The sequence below is a fragment of the Ottowia sp. genome (genome assembly GCF_046348305.1).
In the GTDB taxonomy this organism is placed as follows: domain Bacteria; phylum Pseudomonadota; class Gammaproteobacteria; order Burkholderiales; family Burkholderiaceae_C; genus Ottowia.
In genome coordinates, this window is record NZ_JAXMEM010000008.1 from 58,849 (window position 1) to 76,293 (window position 17,445).

The 17,445-nt window shown below is 67.3% G+C and carries 16 protein-coding genes; 12 read left to right on the top strand and 4 right to left on the bottom strand.

The annotated features are described in order from the left end of the window. Positions 1–86: 86 nt before the first annotated feature. Positions 87–773 (bottom strand): C40 family peptidase, encoded by a 687-nt coding sequence (locus U1F38_RS10795; protein ID WP_409987074.1) that lies wholly within the window; start codon positions 771–773, stop codon positions 87–89. 255 nt (positions 774–1,028) lie between these two features. Here U1F38_RS10795 and U1F38_RS10800 point away from each other — a divergent pair, with 255 nt between their 5' ends. Continuing rightward, positions 1,029–2,192 (top strand): PQQ-dependent sugar dehydrogenase, encoded by a 1,164-nt coding sequence (locus U1F38_RS10800; RefSeq protein WP_409987075.1) that lies wholly within the window; start codon positions 1,029–1,031, stop codon positions 2,190–2,192. A 92-nt stretch (positions 2,193–2,284) separates the two neighbouring features. Here the strand turns inward: U1F38_RS10800 and U1F38_RS10805 are convergent, their stop codons facing one another. Together U1F38_RS10805 and U1F38_RS10810 are read right to left on the bottom strand one after the other, a co-directional pair. Continuing rightward, the gene (locus tag U1F38_RS10805) at positions 2,285–3,343 is read right to left on the bottom strand and encodes an extracellular solute-binding protein (protein ID WP_409987076.1); all 1,059 of its coding nucleotides are present in this window, start codon (positions 3,341–3,343) and stop codon (positions 2,285–2,287) included. Between the two features lie 316 nt (positions 3,344–3,659). Beyond that, positions 3,660–4,214 carry a phasin family protein gene (locus U1F38_RS10810; protein ID WP_409987241.1) on the bottom strand — a complete coding sequence of 185 codons (555 nt, stop codon included), beginning with the start codon at positions 4,212–4,214 and terminating at the stop codon, positions 3,660–3,662. 213 nt (positions 4,215–4,427) lie between these two features. Between U1F38_RS10810 and U1F38_RS10815 the strand changes: the two genes are divergently transcribed. The 6 genes from U1F38_RS10815 to U1F38_RS10840 all read left to right on the top strand — a co-directional run bounded on the left by U1F38_RS10815 (position 4,428) and on the right by U1F38_RS10840 (position 9,901). Continuing rightward, on the top strand, positions 4,428–4,877 hold the full coding sequence (locus U1F38_RS10815; protein ID WP_409987077.1) for an acyl-CoA thioesterase: 450 nt from the start codon (positions 4,428–4,430) through the stop codon (positions 4,875–4,877). Continuing rightward, complete coding sequence (locus U1F38_RS10820) at positions 4,865–5,584, top strand: nitroreductase (protein WP_409987078.1); 720 nt, start codon at positions 4,865–4,867, stop codon at positions 5,582–5,584. Before U1F38_RS10815 ends, U1F38_RS10820 begins: the two co-directional genes overlap by 13 nt. A gap of 72 nt (positions 5,585–5,656) precedes the next feature. Next, positions 5,657–6,886 carry a nicotinate phosphoribosyltransferase gene (pncB, locus tag U1F38_RS10825; RefSeq protein ID WP_409987079.1) on the top strand — a complete coding sequence of 410 codons (1,230 nt, stop codon included), beginning with the start codon at positions 5,657–5,659 and terminating at the stop codon, positions 6,884–6,886. Between the two features lie 64 nt (positions 6,887–6,950). After that, positions 6,951–8,408, top strand: a complete 1,458-nt coding sequence (locus U1F38_RS10830; RefSeq protein WP_409987080.1) for a sodium:proton antiporter — start codon at positions 6,951–6,953, stop codon at positions 8,406–8,408. Position 8,409: 1 nt separating this feature from the next. Further along, the gene (nagZ, locus tag U1F38_RS10835) at positions 8,410–9,468 is read left to right on the top strand and encodes a beta-N-acetylhexosaminidase (protein WP_409987081.1); all 1,059 of its coding nucleotides are present in this window, start codon (positions 8,410–8,412) and stop codon (positions 9,466–9,468) included. Between the two features lie 31 nt (positions 9,469–9,499). After that, positions 9,500–9,901 (top strand): hypothetical protein, encoded by a 402-nt coding sequence (locus tag U1F38_RS10840; protein WP_409987082.1) that lies wholly within the window; start codon positions 9,500–9,502, stop codon positions 9,899–9,901. 91 nt (positions 9,902–9,992) lie between these two features. Here U1F38_RS10840 and U1F38_RS10845 read toward each other — a convergent pair whose 3' ends face one another. Further along, entirely contained in the window at positions 9,993–10,625 is a 633-nt protein-coding gene (locus tag U1F38_RS10845; protein WP_409987083.1) for a TetR/AcrR family transcriptional regulator, read from the bottom strand. Positions 10,626–10,852: 227 nt separating this feature from the next. Here U1F38_RS10845 and U1F38_RS10850 point away from each other — a divergent pair, with 227 nt between their 5' ends. The 5 genes from U1F38_RS10850 (at position 10,853) to U1F38_RS10870 (ending at position 17,438) form a co-directional block, all read left to right on the top strand. Further along, on the top strand, positions 10,853–12,256 hold the full coding sequence (locus U1F38_RS10850) for an efflux transporter outer membrane subunit (RefSeq protein WP_409987242.1): 1,404 nt from the start codon (positions 10,853–10,855) through the stop codon (positions 12,254–12,256). Further along, a complete protein-coding gene (locus U1F38_RS10855) occupies positions 12,256–13,338 on the top strand; it encodes an HlyD family secretion protein (RefSeq protein WP_409987084.1) in 1,083 nt (360 codons plus the stop codon). Before U1F38_RS10850 ends, U1F38_RS10855 begins: the two co-directional genes overlap by 1 nt. After that, positions 13,338–16,121, top strand: coding sequence for a ribosome-associated ATPase/putative transporter RbbA (rbbA, locus tag U1F38_RS10860; RefSeq protein WP_409987085.1), 2,784 nt, complete (start codon positions 13,338–13,340; stop codon positions 16,119–16,121). The genes U1F38_RS10855 and rbbA overlap by 1 nt, the downstream gene beginning before the upstream one ends. Positions 16,122–16,123: 2 nt before the next feature. Then, positions 16,124–17,254: an ABC transporter permease gene (locus U1F38_RS10865; RefSeq protein ID WP_409987086.1), complete on the top strand. Its 1,131-nt coding sequence runs from the start codon at positions 16,124–16,126 to the stop codon at positions 17,252–17,254. Positions 17,255–17,315: 61 nt separating this feature from the next. Next, positions 17,316–17,438 carry a hypothetical protein gene (locus tag U1F38_RS10870; RefSeq protein WP_409987087.1) on the top strand — a complete coding sequence of 41 codons (123 nt, stop codon included), beginning with the start codon at positions 17,316–17,318 and terminating at the stop codon, positions 17,436–17,438. Positions 17,439–17,445 lie beyond the last annotated feature (7 nt).

Consider the following 17,445-nt stretch of genomic DNA (forward strand, 5'->3'; position numbering starts at 1 on the left):
ACCCCTTCGCCAAAAAAGAGGGCCCTTGCGGGCCCCGTACCTTTGGAGGAGGTAAAAACTTGCAATCAGTGCGCCCGGCGCGACGGTCAAATGTTGCCGTTGCCGTTGCCGTTGTTGCGGGCGGCCCGTTCACTGGGCAACTGCCAGACATCTTCGCTCATTTTGGCACCGGCGCCGCCTCCCAGGCGGACCGCGCTGGGTGCGGGGGTTTCGCGGTTCAGCACGCTGGAGGTGCGCAGGGCCGCGGCATCGGTCTCGACACCGGGCACGCGGCGCGCGCCGTTGAAGCGCTTTTTCCAGTAGCTCAGCTCCATGCTCTCGACGCGCACGCGGCTGCCGGTGCGCGGCGCGTGGATGAACTGGCCATCGCCCAGGTAGATGCCCACGTGGCTGTAGGCGCGGCGCAGCGTGTTGAAGAAAACCAGGTCGCCCGGTTGCAGGTCGGCCCGGCTGATCTTGCTGGCGGCGGCGGCCTGCTCCTCGGCGCGGCGCGGCAGCACCAGCCCCATGGCCTGCTCGAAGGTGGCACGCACGAAGCCGCTGCAGTCAAAGCCCGTGTCGGCCGATTCGCCGCCGCGGCGGTAGGGCACGCCAATGGCGCTCATGGCGCTGGTGACCAGGGCGCTGGCACGGTCGGTGGCCTGGTGGATGCTGTCCCCCAAGCGGCCGGCCAGGCTTCGGGATTGGGGCAGAAGGTCCGGATCATCCTGCGGGCTTGCGTGGGCAAGGGGAGCGGCAAGCACGGCGGCAGCGATGATCAAGGCTTTGAACATGGATCCCGATGAAGTGAGGTGCAGCGGCAGGCTGGCACCGTGTGAGTCGATCCGTTGCGTCGTTGCACAGCGGACCTCAAAAAATGTAACTGAATTTCTTATTGTCCCAAACAGGCGACCGACGTAGTGTAGGGTAAAAGGAGCGGGGTTGAGCTGCGTCCGCGACGCTGAAAGCAAGGGTTTTCCCGCGCGCGGGTTCGTGACAGTGATTTGCGCCACATCAGCGCAAGCCCTCAACCGATTCGGAGACAAGCGATGAGCATTCAAACTCGGGATCCAACAGCCGGCGCCGAGCGCCTTGCGCGTCTGTGCGTGCTGGCGGGGGCCCTGGTCGCGGCGCCGCTGGTGTGGGCGCAGTCCGCAACGCCCCAGGTGCAAACCGTGGTCGGCGTGCTCGATCATCCCTGGGCGGTGGCGTTTTTGCCGGGCGGGCGTTTTCTGGTGACCGAGCGGCCGGGTCGGCTGCGCGTGGTCGAGTCCGACGGCACGCTGCGCCCGCCGGTGGCGGGCCTGCCTGCGGTGGCGGCGGGCGGGCAGGGCGGCTTGCTGGATGTGGTTACCGATTCGCGGTTTGCCGCCAACGGCACGATCTACTTTTGCTTCAGCGAGCCGGGGCCCAACGGCACCAACGGCACCGCGCTGGCCCGGGCGCGCCTGTCCGATGACCGCACGCGGCTGGAGGACGTGCAGGTGATCTTCAGCCAGCAGCCCAAGGTGGCCAGCCGCCTGCATTTTGGCTGCCGCATCGTCGAGCGCATGGTGGGCGGGCAGCCCGACGGCACCTTGTTTCTGACCCTGGGCGAGCGCTTCACGCAGCGCGATGCGGCGCAAAAGCTGGACAACGACCTGGGCAAGATCGTGCGCGTGGGCAAGGACGGCAGCATTCCGCCCGACAACCCCTTCGTGGGCAAGGCGGGCGCGCGCCCCGAGATCTGGAGCTATGGCCACCGCAATGTGCAAGGCGCCACGCTGGCCGCGGACGACACGCTGTGGACCGACGAGCACGGCCCCATGGGCGGCGACGAGATCAACCTGCCGCAAGCCGGCAAGAACTACGGCTGGCCCCTGGTGAGCTTTGGCCTGAACTACGACGGCACGCCGGTGGGCACGGGCCAGAGTGCCATGGCCGGCACCGAGCCGCCGCTGCATCACTGGACGCCCTCGATCGCGCCCTCGGGCATGGCCTTTTTGACCAGCGAGCGCTATGGGCCGCAGTGGCGCGGCAACCTGTTCGTGGGCTCGCTGAAGTTCAAGTACCTGGACCGCATCGAGCTGAAGGACGGCCGCGTGGTGGCCGAGCACAAGCTGCTGCAGGAGCTGGGCCAGCGCATCCGCGACGTGCGCCAGGGGCCCGATGGCCTGCTGTACGTGTTGACCGACGAATCGGACGGGCGCTTGCTGCGGTTGCTACCAAATTAATAGCTTCTTGCGCGCTCTGCATGGGCGCTGGCGGCCCATTGGCCTTGAAAATCGCCGCACGGGGTGCGGATTGACGGCTGCGCCGGCGCGGCTTATTTGAACCCGGCGCGATCCAGCATCTGCTGCACCTGCACCAGGTGTTCGCCCACCTTGCTGACCGGAATGGTCTCGGCCTTGAAGCTGCCGCTGCCGCCCGTCATGGCCTTGAGCGCCGGGTTGTCGGTCACCACGCCCTTGGCCACCGGCCACTCATTGTTGCCGTTGGCAAAGTAGTTTTGTGCCGCGGGGCTGGCCAGGTACTCGAGGAACCTGGTGGCACCGGCCACGTTCTTGGAGTGGCGCGCCACGGCGGCGCCGGCGATGTTGACGTGCGTGCCCCAACTGGCCTGGTTGGGAAACACCACGCCGACCTTTTCGGCCACGGCGCGGTCGTCCGGGTTGCCCGATCGCATCATGCGCGCCAGGTAGTAGCTGTTGGTGACGGCGATCTGGCATTCGCCGGCGGCCACGGCCTTGATCTGGTCGGTGTCGCCGCCCTTGGGCGAGCGCGCCATGTTGGCCACCATGCCGCTCAGCCAGGCCTCGGTCTTCTCGGGGCCCATGTGCTCCAGTTGCGAGCCGATCAGGCTCAGGTTGTAGGGGTGCGAGCCGCTGCGGATGCACAGCTTGCCCTTGTTCTTGGGGTCACCCAGGTCGGCATAGGTCGCCACGTCGGCCGGCTTGACGCGGATCTTGTCGTAGACGATGACGCGCGCGCGGGTGGAAAAGCCGAACCACGCAATGCCGCCGTCGGCCGCCGGGGCGGCGCGCAGGCTGGGCGGGATGGCGTCATCGAGCAGTGCGGACTTGATCGGCAAAAACAGCCCGTCGTGCTCGCCGCGCCACAGGCGGGCGGCGTCCACCAGCAGGATCACGTCGGCCGGCGAGGCGCTGCCCTCGGCCTTCAGGCGCGCGATGATGCCGGCGTCGTCGCCGTCCACGCGGTTGATCTTGATGCCGGTGGCCTTGGTGAAACCGTCGTAGAGCTGCTCGTCGGTGGCATAGTGCCGCGCCGAATACAGGTTGATGGTTTGCGCATCCTGCGCCAGGGCCGGGACGGAAGCACCGGCCACGGCGGCAGCGGCGGCGAGCATGAAGACGCGTTTTTTCATGGAAAAGCAAGACCTCTGGAGGCAGGAGGAGGAAAAAGAACAGGCACTGCGATCATAACGCAAACGAGAATTGTTCTCGTTGACAAAAACCGATCAAACAGCAAAAAAAAAAGGCCGATCTTGCGATCGGCCCTTGAAGGGATCCCTGAACCGTTGAAGGTGTCGAAAGGATCCGAGGAGACAAGCGGCGGGGTTGGCTTCGATGCCACCCAGAAGAAAGAGCACGGTGCGCTGGACGGGGTGTCCCTTTCTTCTGGGTGCTCGACCCGGGTGCGGGCCGAGCGTCTGGCGCCCGCGAGAGCGCCAGTGGAGTCAATCAGCGCTTCTTGCCGGCGGCCGTGGCGCTCTTGGCCACGTTGGTGGCGTTGGCGGCAACGGCGTTGAAGTTGGCTTCGGCCATGTCGGTAGCTTGCTTGACGGCTTTTTGCACCGATTCGAAGGCGTTGTTGGCAGCAGCCACGGCGCTCTTCATCATGGCAACGGCGGTGTCCGAACCGGCCGGGGCGTTCTTGGCGGCGCTGTCCACCAGCGAGGCGAATTGCGCCTGGCTCTCGGCCACTTTGGCTTCGACGGCCTTGCTGAATTCGCTGCTGGTGCCCGAAGCGATGTCATACAGATGACGGCTGTAGGCGGCGGTCTTCTCGGCCAGGGGCTGCAGCATGCTGGCTTGCAGCGTCAGCAGTTCTTGCACGTCGCGCACCGACAGCAGGGCTTGGGCGTGCGACTGCGACTCGAGCAGGGCGGCCTTGGTGGCTTGCAGGTTCAGCTCGACCAGCTTTTCAACGCCTTCGAAGGCCTTGTTGGTCAGGCCGTTCAGGGTTTCGAGGTTGGCTTTTTGCGAGGCCAGGAATTGGTCAGGGGTCAACATGATGGAAATCTCCTACGGTGGATGGGGTATGGTTGGATGCTGCCCCTCAACCACTTCTTATGTTGCAGTGCAGCATGGGTTGAATTTTAGGGGAAACCCGCAGGAAATCAAGGCGTTTTGCGTGATTGCGGCATTTTTAGATGCAGCGGTCTAACCCGGCTCGCCCGGCCCGGGATTCGGCGCGGGCTCGAAAGGCGCCGCTGGCAGAATGCGCCCATGTCTGTTTCTGCCCGCCCCCAACCCGAAGCCCGTGAGCGCTATCGCGCCTTTCGTACCATCACCACACGCTGGATGGACAACGACCAGTACGGGCACGTCAACAACGTCGTGTACTACTCGTGGTTCGATACCGCCGTCAACGCCCATTTGATCGACCGCGGCGCGCTGGACCCGGGCGGCGGCGGCACCATCGGCTTCGTGATCGAGACGCAATGCCAGTACTTCGCGCCGCTGGCCTTTCCGCAGAACGTGGAGGCGGGCATTCGCGTGGCGCACATCGGCTCGTCCAGCGTGCGCTATGAAGTCGGCCTGTTTGCCGAAGGCGCGCCGCTGACGGCGGCCAAGGGGCATTTCGTGCACGTGTACGTCGATCGCGACACGCATCGGCCCGTGCCCCTGCCGGCCCCGCTCCAAACCGTTCTGGAGTCGCTTCAATGTCCCAGCTGAAAGCCCCGATCGCCGATGCGGCCAGCGTGGACGCGGCCATCGAAAACCGCTTTTGCGTGCGCGCGTTCTCGCCTGCGCCGGTGCCGCGCCAGAGCATCGAGGACATCCTGCGCGTGGCTTCGCGCAGCCCTTCGGGCACCAATGCCCAGCCCTGGCAGGTGTATGTGCTGCAAGGGGCCAGCCGCGACGCGCTGGTCGAGAAGGTGTGCGCCGCGTACGACGAGGGCCGCCACAACCCGACGGCGGCGGCGAGCTTTCAGGAAGAGTACGACTACTACCCGCGCCAGTGGATCGACCCGTACCTGGCGCGCCGGCGTCAAAACGGCTGGAGCCTGTATGGCCTGCTGGGCATCACCAGGGACGACAAGGAAAAGATGCACGCTCAGCACCGGCGCAACTTTTGCTTCTTCGACGCGCCCGTCGGCCTGATGTTCACCGTTGACCGCGTGATGGGCGCGGGCTCGCTGCTGGACTACGGCATGTTCCTGCAAAACATCATGGTGGCGGCGCGCGCCCGCGGCCTGCACACCTGCCCCCAGGCGGCGTGGAACCATTATGGCGCCATCATCTTGCCGCACATCGGCGCCGGCGCCGAGGAAAAGATCGTCTGCGGCATGGCGCTGGGCTGGGCCGATGAGACGGCGCTGGTCAACACCTACAAGACGCCGCGTGAGCCGGTGGGCGGCTTCACCCGCTGGCTCGATTGAGCGCCGCTCTCGGGCAGGCGGGCGCTACACTGGGTCGCATCGGGGCCACGACACAAGGGAGACTCGCGCGCCATGATCATTGAAAGCCTGCTCGACACCGACCTGTACAAGTTCACCATGATGCAGGCCGTGCTGCATCAGTTTCCGGGCGCGCAGGTGGAGTACAAGTTCCGCTGCCGCACGCCCGGCGTGCAATTGGCGCCCTACGTCCACGAGATCCACGACGAACTGCGCCACCTGTGCAGCCTGCGCTTTTCCGATGACGAACTGGCCTACATGCGCGGCATGCGTTTCATCAAGAGCGACTTCATCGATTTTCTGGGCCTGTTTCGCCTGAACGAGCAGCACCTCACGCTCACCCCGCAGGACGACGGCGCCATCGACATCCGCGTGCGCGGCCCCTGGCTGCACACCATCTTGTTCGAGATTCCGGTGCTGGCCATCATCAGCGAGATCTACTTCCGCAACACGCAGCCCCATCTTGATCTGGCCGAGGGCCGCCGGCGCCTGGCCGCCAAGATCGAGCTGCTGAAGGCCCCCGGGCTGGCCGAGCTGAAGATTGCCGACTACGGCACGCGCCGGCGCTTTTCGCGCCCCTGGCAGCGTGAGGTCCTGCAAACCCTGCAACAGCGCCTGGGCACGGGCGAGGCGGGCCAGCTCACCGGCACCAGCAACGTGCTGTTCGCGCGCGACCTGGGCCTGCGCCCCATGGGCACCATGGCGCACGAATACCTGCAGGCCTGCCAGGCGCTGGGCCCGCGCCTGCGCGACACGCAGGTGTTCGGCTTCGAGAAGTGGGCGCAGGAGTACCGGGGCGACCTGGGCATCGCGCTGTCCGACGTGTACGGCATGAACGCCTTCCTGCGCGACTTCGACATGTACTTCTGCAAGCTGTTCGACGGCGCGCGCCACGACTCGGGCGACCCCTTCCTGTGGGGCGAGCGCATGATCGAGCACTACAAGGCCAACCGCTGCGATCCGCGCACCAAGACGCTGATCTTCAGCGACGGCCTGACCATTCCGCGCTGCATCGAGTTGTTCGAGCGCTTTCACGGCCGCGTGCAGGTGGCCTTCGGCGTCGGCACCAACCTGACCAACGACGTCGGCCCCGACGCGCTGCAGCTGGTGCTGAAGATGGTGCAGTGCAACGGCCAGCCGGTGGCCAAGATCTCGGACACGCCCGGCAAGACCATGGTGGAGGACGAGGGCTACCTGAACTACCTGCGCCAGGTGTTCGACCTGCCGGCGCCGCCCGCGCCCGGCAGCGGCCCGGTCATCCGCACCGCGCCGGTGATGCTCTGATACTATTATTTATATAGCTAATAGCGCACACTCCATAAGCGCTATGGCCTGATTTGACCTGAAAATGACTGTGCCGACCACTTCCTGCCACGCCGCCCAACCCAAATGCCTGCGCAAGGCACTGGCCCCCGCGTGGTGGCTGGCGCCCGCGCTGCTGGCGCTGGCCGCGCCCGCCCACGCGGCCGGGCTCGACGGCCGCCAGCTGTCGGCCCTGTGGGGCCTGCCCTTTGTCGGCATCCTGCTGTCGATCGCCGTCTGGCCGCTGGTCGGCCCGCACTTCTGGCACCACCACTTCGGCAAGATCGCCGCCGCCTGGTCGCTGGCCTTTCTGCTGCCCTTCGCGGCGGTGTTCGGCGCGCACACGGCACTGGCCGGCCTGGTGCATGCGCTGGTGGCCGAATACATCCCCTTCATCCTGCTGCTGACGGCGCTGTTCACCGTCTCGGGCGGCATCTACATCCGCGGCAACCTGCACGGCACGCCGCAGCTGAACACCGCCATCCTGGCCATCGGCGCGGTGCTGGCCAGCTTCATGGGCACCACGGGCGCGTCCATGCTGCTGATCCGCCCGCTGATCCGCGCCAACGACAACCGCCCCAGCTGCGCGCACGTGGTGGTGTTCTTCATCTTCATCGTCAGCAACATCGGTGGCTCGCTCACGCCGCTGGGCGACCCGCCGCTGTTCCTGGGCTTTCTCAAGGGCGTCGGCTTCTTCTGGACGCTCGAGAACATCTACCGCGAAACCCTGTTCATGACGGTGGTGCTGCTGGCGCTGTTCTACGTCCTCGACCGCCACCTGTACCGCAAGCAGGGCGTGACGCGGCCCGATCCGACGCCCGACACGCCGACGTTCGGCTTCGACGGCGCCGTCAACTTCGTGCTGCTGGGCGTGGTGGTGGCGCTGGTGCTGATGAGCGGCATGTGGGCCAGCCCGGTGTCGTTCGACGTCATGGGCACCGCCGTCGGCCTGCCGGGACTGGTGCGCGACGTCGGCCTGATCGGGGTCACGGCGGTGTCGATCGCCATCACGCCGCGCGCGGTGCACGAGTCCAACCAGTTCGACTGGGGGCCGATGCAGGAGGTGGGCAAGCTGTTCGCCGGCATCTTCCTGACCATCATCCCCGTCATCGCCATGCTGCAGGCGGGCGAGGACGGGCCCTTCGGCGCCATCGTCAAGGCGGTCACCAACGCCGACGGCACGCCCAACCCGGCCGCCTACTTCTGGGCCACCGGCGTGCTCAGCTCCTTCCTGGACAACGCGCCGACCTACCTCGTGTTCTTCAACACCGCGGGCGGCGACGCGGCGCACCTGATGGGGCCGCTGGCCAGCACCCTGGCGGCCATCAGCGCCGGCGCCGTGTTCATGGGCGCCAACAGCTACATCGGCAACGCGCCCAACCTGATGGTCAAGGCCATCGCCGAGGATCGCGGCGTGAAGATGCCCAGCTTCTTCGGCTACATGGCCTGGAGCGGCGGCATCCTGATTCCGCTGTTCCTGCTCGTCACGTGGATCTTTTTCTGACATGCCGCCGCACGCCCCGCTGATCATCGACATCGCCGGCACCACGCTGAGCGCGGTGGACCGCCAGCGCCTGGCGCACCCGCTGGTGGGCGGGCTGATCCTGTTCGCGCGCAACTGGGACAGCCGCGCGCAGCTCACCGCCCTGTGCGCGGCCGTCAAGCGCGTGCGGGGCGATCTGCTGATCGCCGTCGACCACGAAGGCGGGCGCGTGCAGCGCTTTCGCAGCGATGGCTTCACCCACCTGCCGCCCATGCGCCGCCTGGGCGAGCTGTGGATGCGCGACGCCATGCGCGCGCAGGACGCCGCCACCGCCTGCGGCCACGTGCTGGGCGCCGAGCTGCGCGCCTGCGGGGTCGATCTCAGCTTCACGCCCGTGCTCGACCTGGATTGGGGGCCCAGTGGGGTCATCGGCGACCGCGCCCTGCACGCCGACGCGCGCGTGGTCACCCTGCTGGCCAAGAGCCTGATGCACGGCCTGCTGCTGGCCGGCATGGCGCACTGTGGCAAGCACTTTCCGGGTCACGGTTTCGTTGCGGCCGACTCGCACACCGACGTGCCGCGCGACACGCGCCCGCTCAAGGCCATCCTGCATCAAGATGCCGCGCCCTACGGCTGGCTGGCCAGCAGCCTGCGCGCCGTGATGCCGGCGCACGTGATCTACACCCGGGTGGACAAGCGCCCGGCCGGTTTTTCGGCCCGCTGGCTGCAGGCCATCCTGCGTGAGCAGCTGGGTTTTGACGGCGCCATCATCAGCGACGACCTGAGCATGGCCGGCGCGCGCCAGATCGAGGGGCGCACCGTCAGCCCGGCCGATGCGGTGCTGGCCGCGCTGGATGCCGGTTGCGATCTGGCCCTGCTGTGCAACCAGTCGCTGGGGCAGGGCGCGGTGATCGACGACACCATCGACGCCCTGGCGCGCGCCCAGCTCGACGGGCGCTGGCAGCCCAAGGCCGCGAGCGAGCGGCGCCGGATGGCTTTGCTGCCACAAGGTCTTGCGGTCGACTGGGAGGCGCTGATGCGCACACCGGCCTATATTCACGCTCTGGAACGCCTGCCTTGAAACTTTGGGCACCGCCCCGACTCTGACCGACATGACTCAAACGCCTTACGGATTTTTGCCGCCGCCCGCGTCTTCGCCCGCCAACCCGCTGGAGCGCGTGCTCGGCCGCATCGTCGGCTGGCTGGGCTGGGCCGTGCTGATGGCGCTGGGGCTGGTCTTTGTCGTCAGCCTGTTGTTCTGGCTGGTGGTGATGGTGGTCTACAGCCTGGTGTCGGGCTGGATCACCGGGCGTCCGGCCACCGTCACGCTGCTGTGGCAACGCTACCGCGCCATGGCGCGCCAGCACTGGCCGCGCCGCCCGGCGGGCCAGCCGGCATCCAGCACGCCCCGCGCCGACGCGGCGCAAGCCACCGGTGCCTCGATGGACACCGGCGTGCAGGACGTGGGCTGGCGCGAGGTGCGCGAGCCGCAGCAGGCGCCGCGTCAGGACTGAGAGCCTCAGAGAGGCAGCACGCCTCCCGCGGGCGCGCCCGATACGGCGAGCCGACGCGCGGGAGATGCGTCGATGCGCCGTTTTATCGGGCTCAACCCAGCAGCTCGCACAGCATCTCGACATGGGCCTCGCGGTAGTGCGGGTCCGGGCTGACCCCGTCACCCAGCATCGTTTGCCACAGCAGCACATGAATGGCCGGTGAAATGGCCAGCCAGGGGTGGCGCGCCAGCACGCTGCCTTGCTTGCCGCAAGCCTCCAGCGCATGGCCGATCAAGGCCGCGACGTGCTCCGTGCGCAGGCGAATCAGGTTTTGCTGCCACTCCTGCACGCGCACCGGGACGCGTTCGCGCTCCGGGATCAGGATGCGCAAGATCGCCACGCTGTCGGGTGTCAACAGGGTGTCATGCAGGCGATCCACGATCCATTCGGCGACCTCGCGCGTGCTGGCCGGGCTTGCCGACGTGGGCATTTCTCCCCAATCCACATGATGCACGGTGCGGTCGAGCAGGGCCTTGAAGATGGCGTCCTTGCCGTCGAAATGAGCGTAAAGCCCTCCTTTTGACAAACCGCTGCGTCGCGCTATATCGTCCATGCGCGTGGCCACGAAGCCGCGTCGCGAAAACTCTTCCATCGCGGCGTCCAGGATCAGCGGCACCCGTGCTTCGGGCGTCAGCCGCTGTCGCCGTTTCGTCTCGGCGGCGTCGTGTCGAATGTTGTTACGCATGATCAGCTGGCAAATCGGATTTTTGACATGATCCGATAGTATACTAGCTACCAACCAGTCGGTAGTTAACAAAAAAACGTGATGAATCTGCCATGAATGCTTCCCGGCTTTTCGAAACGCGACGGCACCGCGCCAGTGCACTTGACGCCGGCCATGTGCCCGGGGTGGGTGCACGGGGCTCTCGACAGGGCGAAGGCGCCACCTCGGCGCCGTCCAGATCGGCCTTCCTGGGCATCGGCATCGCCTTGGCGCTGGCCGGGTGCACGTCGCTGGCGCCGGACCATGAGCGCCCACCGCTGCCCGTGCCCGACCAGTACGCCGAAGCCGGCGCCGTCGCGGCCACGCACAGCGCCGCCGACATCGACTGGCGCAGCTACTTCGTCGACCAACGCCTGCAGCGCTTGATCGAGCAGGCCTTGGCGAACAACCGCGATTTGCGCCTGGCCGTGCTGCGCGTGGACGAGGCGCGCGCGGCCTATGGCGTGCAGCGCGCCGATCGCGTGCCGACCATCGGCGCGAGCCTGGATGCGACGCGCTCGCGCGTGCCGGCGGATTTGAGCGGCATCGGCCAGGCGGTCGTCGGCAACCAGATCCAGCTCGGCATCGGGTTGAGCACCTGGGAGCTGGACTTCTGGGGGCGGGTGCGCAATCTCGAATCGGCGGCGTTGTCGAGCTATTTGTCCACCGACGAGGCGCGCCGCGCCGCCACGCTCAGCCTGATCGCGCAGACGGCCGACGCCTACCTGAGCCTGGCCGAACTCGACGAACGCATCGCGCTGGCGCGGCGCACCGTCACCACCCGCCAGGAGACCCTGCGCATCTTCCGCCGGCGGGTCGAACTGGGCGCGACGTCCAAGCTCGATCTGACGCAGGTCGAGGTGCTGGCGCAGCAGGCCGAAACCCTGGTGTCGCAGCTCGAACAGTCGCGCGCCGCGCAGGCCCATGCGCTGACCAAGCTCGTCGGCGCCAGTGTCGATCTTTCGCCCGGCGGCGAGCGGCTGGACGAGATCCGCATGTCGCGGCAACTCGAGCCCGGACTGCCCTCCGAGCTGCTCACCCGCCGCCCCGACATCATCGCTGCCGAACACGACCTGCGCGCGGCCAATGCCAACATCGGCGCCGCGCGGGCGGCGTTCTACCCGCGCATCTCGCTCACCGGCGCGCTGGGCACGGCCAGCGCCGAGCTGGACGGCCTGTTCCGCTCGGGCAGCCATGCGTGGACCTTTGCGCCGCAGATCTCGCTGCCCATCTTCGACGGCGGGCGGCGCCAGGCCTCGCTCGATCTGGCCGAGGTGCGCCGCGACGAAGCGGTGGTGCGCTATGAACAAACCATCGAGGCGGCGTTCCGCGACGTCTCGGATGCACTGTCGGCGCAGCGCTGGCTCGCCGACCAGGTGCGCACGCTGCGCGAGACGCAGACGGTGCAGACCGAGCGCGCCCGCCTGGCCAAGCTGCGCTACGACAGCGGCGCCGCGCGCTACCTGGAGGTGCTGGATGCCGAGCGCGACTTGCTGTCGGCGCAGCAGCAGCTGGTGCAGACCCGGCGCGCGCAGCTTTCCGCGCAGGTCGCCCTGTATTCCGCCCTGGGGGGCGGCTCCCACTCCATCGCTCCAGACAACAAGGTCCGCTGATGAGCTCCGAAACCATGAAATCAATCAAGAAATTCATTCCGGCTTTGGTGATCGTGGCCGTCGCCGCAGTCGGCTGGTACGCGTGGACCACGCTGCGCGCGCCGGCCGACGATGCGGGCCTGACCAAGGGCAACGGACGCATCGAGGCCACCGAGGTCGACGTTGCCACGAAACTGGCCGGGCGCGTGCAGGCCCTCCTTGTTGCCGAGGGCGACTTTGTCAAGGCCGGCCAGCCACTGGCGCGCATGCTGGACAGCAGCCTCGTGGCGCAGCGCGCTGAAGCCGTGGCACGCCAGCAGCAGTCCCGCTACGGCGTTGCCGGCGCCCAGGCGCAGGTGGCGCTGCGCGAGAGCGACCAGCAGGCGGTGCAGGCGCAGGTGCGCCAACGCGAGGTCGAGCTGGATGCCGCGCGGCGCCGGCTGGCGCGATCCGAGACGCTGTCGAAGGAAGGGGCATCGTCGGGCCAGGAGCTCGATGACGATCGCGCCAAGGCCAGCACCGCGGAAGCCACGCTCGCGGCCACGCGGGCCCAGCTCAAGTCCGCCATCGCGGCGGTCGTGGCGGCGCGGGCACAGGTCACGGCGTCGCAGTCGGACGTGGCAGCCGCCGAGGCCGCGGTTGCTCGCATCGACGCCGATCTGACCGACAGCACGCTGAAGGCACCGCGCGACGGACGCGTGCAGTTCCTCGTTGCGCAGCCCGGCGAGGTGCTGGCCGCCGGCGGCAAGGTGCTGAACATGGTCGACCTGTCCGACGTGTCGATGACTTTCTTCGTGCCGGAGACCGTCGCCGGACGAATCGCGCTCGGCAGCGAGGTGCGCATCGTGCTCGACGCGGCGCCGCAGTACGTGATTCCGGCCAAGGTTTCGTTCATCGCCAGCGTCGCGCAGTTCACGCCCAAGACGGTGGAGACCGAAAGCGAGCGGCAAAAGCTGATGTTTCGCGTCAAGGCGCGAATCGACCCCGAGCTGCTCCAGAAGCACCTCGAACAGGTCAAGACCGGCGTGCCGGGTGTCGCCTGGGTCAAGTCGGACCCGCAGGCCCAGTGGCCCGCCCGTCTGGCGGTGAAGGTCACGCCCTGATGGCGCAGCTCATTGCGTCGGCACAGCCTGCAGCGCCGTCCGTCGGTGCAGCGCCGGTCGCGCGGCTGCAGGAGCTGCACTTGCGCTACGGCAAGACGACGGCCCTGGACGGCGTGACGCTGGACATCCCGGCGGGCGTGATGGTGGGCCTGATCGGACCCGACGGCGTCGGCAAGTCCAGCCTGCTGGCGCTGCTGTCCGGCGCTCGCGAAATCCAGCAGGGCCGCGTCGAGGCGCTGGGCGGCGACATGGCCAGCCGCAGTCACCGCAACGCCGTATGCCCGCGCATCGCGTACATGCCGCAGGGTCTGGGCAAGAACCTGTACCCGACGCTGTCGGTCGAAGAGAACCTGCGTTTTTTTGCGCGCCTGTTCGGCCATTCTGAAGCCGAGCAGCGCCGGCGCATCGACGAGCTCACCCGCGCCACCGGCCTGCAGAACTTCCTGGCGCGCCCCGCCGGCAAGCTCTCGGGCGGCATGAAGCAGAAGCTGGGCCTGTGCTGCTCGCTGATTCATGACCCCGATCTCCTGATCCTCGACGAGCCGACGACCGGCGTCGATCCGCTGGCGCGCGCGCAGTTCTGGGATCTGATCGACACCATCCGCGTCGACCGCCCCGGAATGAGCGTGATCGTGGCCACCGCCTACATGGACGAGGCGCAGCGCTTCAACTGGCTGGTGGCGATGGACGAAGGGCGCGTGCTGGCCACCGGCACGCCGACTGAGCTGCTCGCGCGCACGCACACCGACTCGCTGGAGGACGCCTTCATCGCGCTGCTGCCCGAGGAGAAGAAGCGCGGCTACGCGCCGGTGGTGATCCCGCCACTGGCGGTCGCGGACGACGACATCGCCATCGAGGCCAAGGGGCTGACGATGCGCTTTGGCGACTTCGTTGCCGTCGATCACGTGAGTTTTCGCATCCGGCGCGGCGAAATCTTCGGGTTTCTCGGATCCAACGGCTGCGGCAAATCAACCACGATGAAGATGCTGACCGGCTTGCTGCCGGCCAGCGAGGGCACGGCCTCGCTGTTCGGCCACGAGGTGGACCCGCGCGACCTGGACACGCGCCGCCGCGTCGGCTACATGTCGCAGGCGTTCTCGCTTTACGGCGAGCTGACCGTGCGCCAGAACCTGGTGATGCACGCGCGCCTGTTCCATGTGCCCGAAGGCGACATCCCGGCGCGCGTGCAGGAGATGGTCGAGCGCTTCGACCTGCAACGCTCCATCGACGAGCTGCCCGAATCGCTGCCGCTGGGCGTGCGCCAGCGCCTGTCGCTGGCGGTGGCGATGGTGCACAAGCCCGACCTGCTGATCCTGGACGAACCCACCTCGGGCGTCGATCCGGTGGCGCGCGACGCCTTCTGGCGCCTGCTGGTGGAGCTGTCGCGGCGCGACAAGGTGACGATCTTCATCTCCACCCATTTCATGAACGAGGCCGAGCGCTGCGACCGCATGTCGATGATGCACGCCGGCAAGGTGCTCGACAGCGATGCGCCGGCCGCGCTGGTGCGAAAGCGCGGCGCGAAAACCCTGGAGGAAGCCTTCATCGGTTACCTGGTCGAGGCCGGGGGCGGCACGCCGTCGGCTGAAGCCGCGCCGGCCGCACCGCCCGCGCCGCCGACGCCCGCCACGGCGGCCCCCCACGCCGCCGGGCCACGCTCTCGCTTCAGCCTGCAGCGCCTGTACACCTGCGCCTGGCGCGAGGCCCTCGAGCTGCTGCGTGATCCGGTGCGCCTGACCCTGGCGCTGGCCGGCTCGCTGATCCTGATGATCGTGATGGGCTACGGCATCGGCATGGACGTGAAAGACCTGCGCTACGCGGTGCTCGATCTGGACCAGACGACGCTGTCGACAAGCTACAAGCTCGACATCTCGGGCTCGCCGTACTTCCTCGAGCAGCCCCCGATCCACAGCTACGCCGAGCTCGACCAGCGCATGGCCAGCGGCGAGCTGGCGCTGGCGATCGAGATCCCGCCCGGTTTCGCGCGCGACGTGGCGCGTGGCGACACGGTGACGATCGGTGCCTGGTTCGACGGTGCGATGCCGATGCGCGCCGAGACCGTGCAAGGCTATCTGCAAGGCATGCATCAGCACTGGCTGACCGACCAGGCGCGCCAGCGCGGCATGTCGGGCACCAGCAACGTGTCGATCGAGAACCGCTACCGCTACAACCCTGATGTCCAGAGCCTGCCCGCGATGGTGCCGGCCGTGATCCCGATGCTGCTGCTGATGTTTCCGGCCATGCTGACCGCGCTGGCGGTGGTGCGCGAGAAGGAAACGGGCTCGATCCTCAATCTCTACGTCACGCCGGTGACGCGCAGCGAATTCCTGCTGGGCAAGCAACTGCCGTACGTTGCGCTGGCGCTGCTCAACTACCTGCTCCTGGTGCTGATGGCGGTGACCCTGTTCGCGGTGCCGCTCACCGGCAGCTTTATGGCCCTGACAGTCGGCATGCTGCTGTTTTGCATCATCTCCACCGGCATGGGCCTGCTGGTCTCGGCGGTCACCAAGAGCCAGATCGCGGCGATGTTCTTCGCGATGATCGGCACGCTGATCCCGGCCATGCAGTACGGTGGCCTGACCGACCCGGTGTCCTCGCTGCAAGGCGTCGGCCGCACGATCGGCGAGATCTACCCCGCCAGCCACATCTTCACGATCAGCCGCGGTGTCTTCAGCAAGGCGCTGGGTTTTTCCGACCTGTCGGCCTCGTTCTGGCCCTTGTTGCTGGCCGTGCCGGTGATCGTGGGTTCGGCCATCTGGCTGCTGAAGAAGCAGGAGCGCTGAACATGTTCGGACGCAAACTCGAGAACATCTACCGCCTGGGCGTCAAGGAGCTGTGGAGCCTGTGGCGCGACCCGGTGATGCTGGTGCTGATCGTCTACGTGTTCACGCTGGCGGTGTACACCGCCGCCAGTGCCATGCCCGAGACGCTGAACAACGCGCCGATCGCGATCGTCGACGAGGATCACTCGCCGCTGTCGCAGCGCATCGTCTCCGCGTTCGATCCGCCGCGGTTCACGCAGCCCTACATGATCGATCAGTCCCAGGTGGATGCGGGCATGGATGCCGGCGACTACACCTTCGCGCTGATCATTCCGCCCAACTTCCAGCGCGACGTGCTGGGCGGGCGACCCGCGGAAATCCAGCTCAACACCGACGCCACGCGCATGACGCAGGCCTTTACCGGCGGCGGCTATGTGCAGCAGATCGTGAGCGCCGAGATCACCGAGTTCGTGCAGCGCTACCGCGGCAGCGCCGCGCTGCCGGTGGATTTGGCGCTGCGTGCGCGCTTCAATCCGACGCTCGACAAGTCGTGGTTCGGCGGGTTGAACCAGATCATCAACCAAATCACGATGCTGTCGATCATCCTGACCGGCGCCGCGCTGATTCGCGAGCGCGAACACGGCACCATCGAGCACCTGCTGGTGATGCCGGTGACCCCGTTCGAGATCATGCTCGCCAAGGTCTGGTCGATGGGCCTGGTGGTGCTGGTGGCGGCGGCGCTGTCGCTCAACATTGTGGTGCGCGGCTGGCTTGGGGTGCCGGTGATCGGATCGCTGTGGCTGTTCTTCTCCGCGGCGGTATTGATGCTGTTTGCCACCACGTCGCTGGGGATTTTCCTGGCCACCGTGGCGCGCAACATGCCGCAGTTCGGCATGCTGATGGTGATGACCATCGTGCCGCTGCAGATGCTTTCGGGCGGCAGCACGCCATACGAGAGCATGCCGCAGGTGGTGCAGGACGTGATGCAGGTCGCGCCCACCACCCACTTCGTCAAGCTGGGCAGCGCCATTCTGTTTCGCGGCGCCGGTTTCGACGTGGTCTGGCCCCAGTTCGTCGCGCTTGCCGTGATCGGCGCGGTGCTGTTCGCGTTCTCGCTGGCGCGCTTTCGCAAGACCATCGCCCAGATGGCCTGACCTGGTCCGCAGCGCCATCCGTCGACGATTCACCAACCCATATTCAGCCAGGAGTTCCGTGATGAACAAAAACAGCAAAGCCGCTGCAGCGTGCGCCTTCGGCCAGCCGACGGTGGTCGAGGGCGCGGCGGCGCGGCGCCCGGACGTAATCGAAGCTCGCCGCATGCTCGAGTTGGGCGCTTGAGCCGACG

Coding starts and splice junctions, on each gene's coding strand:
- U1F38_RS10795 (WP_409987074.1), bottom strand. CDS start 773: ATGTTCAAAGCCTTGATCATCGCTGCCGCCGTGCTTGCCGCTCCCCTT.
- U1F38_RS10800 (WP_409987075.1), top strand. CDS start 1,029: ATGAGCATTCAAACTCGGGATCCAACAGCCGGCGCCGAGCGCCTTGCG.
- U1F38_RS10805 (WP_409987076.1), bottom strand. CDS start 3,343: ATGAAAAAACGCGTCTTCATGCTCGCCGCCGCTGCCGCCGTGGCCGGT.
- U1F38_RS10815 (WP_409987077.1), top strand. CDS start 4,428: ATGTCTGTTTCTGCCCGCCCCCAACCCGAAGCCCGTGAGCGCTATCGC.
- U1F38_RS10820 (WP_409987078.1), top strand. CDS start 4,865: ATGTCCCAGCTGAAAGCCCCGATCGCCGATGCGGCCAGCGTGGACGCG.
- pncB (WP_409987079.1), top strand. CDS start 5,657: ATGATCATTGAAAGCCTGCTCGACACCGACCTGTACAAGTTCACCATG.
- U1F38_RS10830 (WP_409987080.1), top strand. CDS start 6,951: ATGACTGTGCCGACCACTTCCTGCCACGCCGCCCAACCCAAATGCCTG.
- nagZ (WP_409987081.1), top strand. CDS start 8,410: ATGCCGCCGCACGCCCCGCTGATCATCGACATCGCCGGCACCACGCTG.
- U1F38_RS10840 (WP_409987082.1), top strand. CDS start 9,500: ATGACTCAAACGCCTTACGGATTTTTGCCGCCGCCCGCGTCTTCGCCC.
- U1F38_RS10845 (WP_409987083.1), bottom strand. CDS start 10,625: ATGCGTAACAACATTCGACACGACGCCGCCGAGACGAAACGGCGACAG.
- U1F38_RS10855 (WP_409987084.1), top strand. CDS start 12,256: ATGAGCTCCGAAACCATGAAATCAATCAAGAAATTCATTCCGGCTTTG.
- rbbA (WP_409987085.1), top strand. CDS start 13,338: ATGGCGCAGCTCATTGCGTCGGCACAGCCTGCAGCGCCGTCCGTCGGT.
- U1F38_RS10865 (WP_409987086.1), top strand. CDS start 16,124: ATGTTCGGACGCAAACTCGAGAACATCTACCGCCTGGGCGTCAAGGAG.
- U1F38_RS10870 (WP_409987087.1), top strand. CDS start 17,316: ATGAACAAAAACAGCAAAGCCGCTGCAGCGTGCGCCTTCGGCCAGCCG.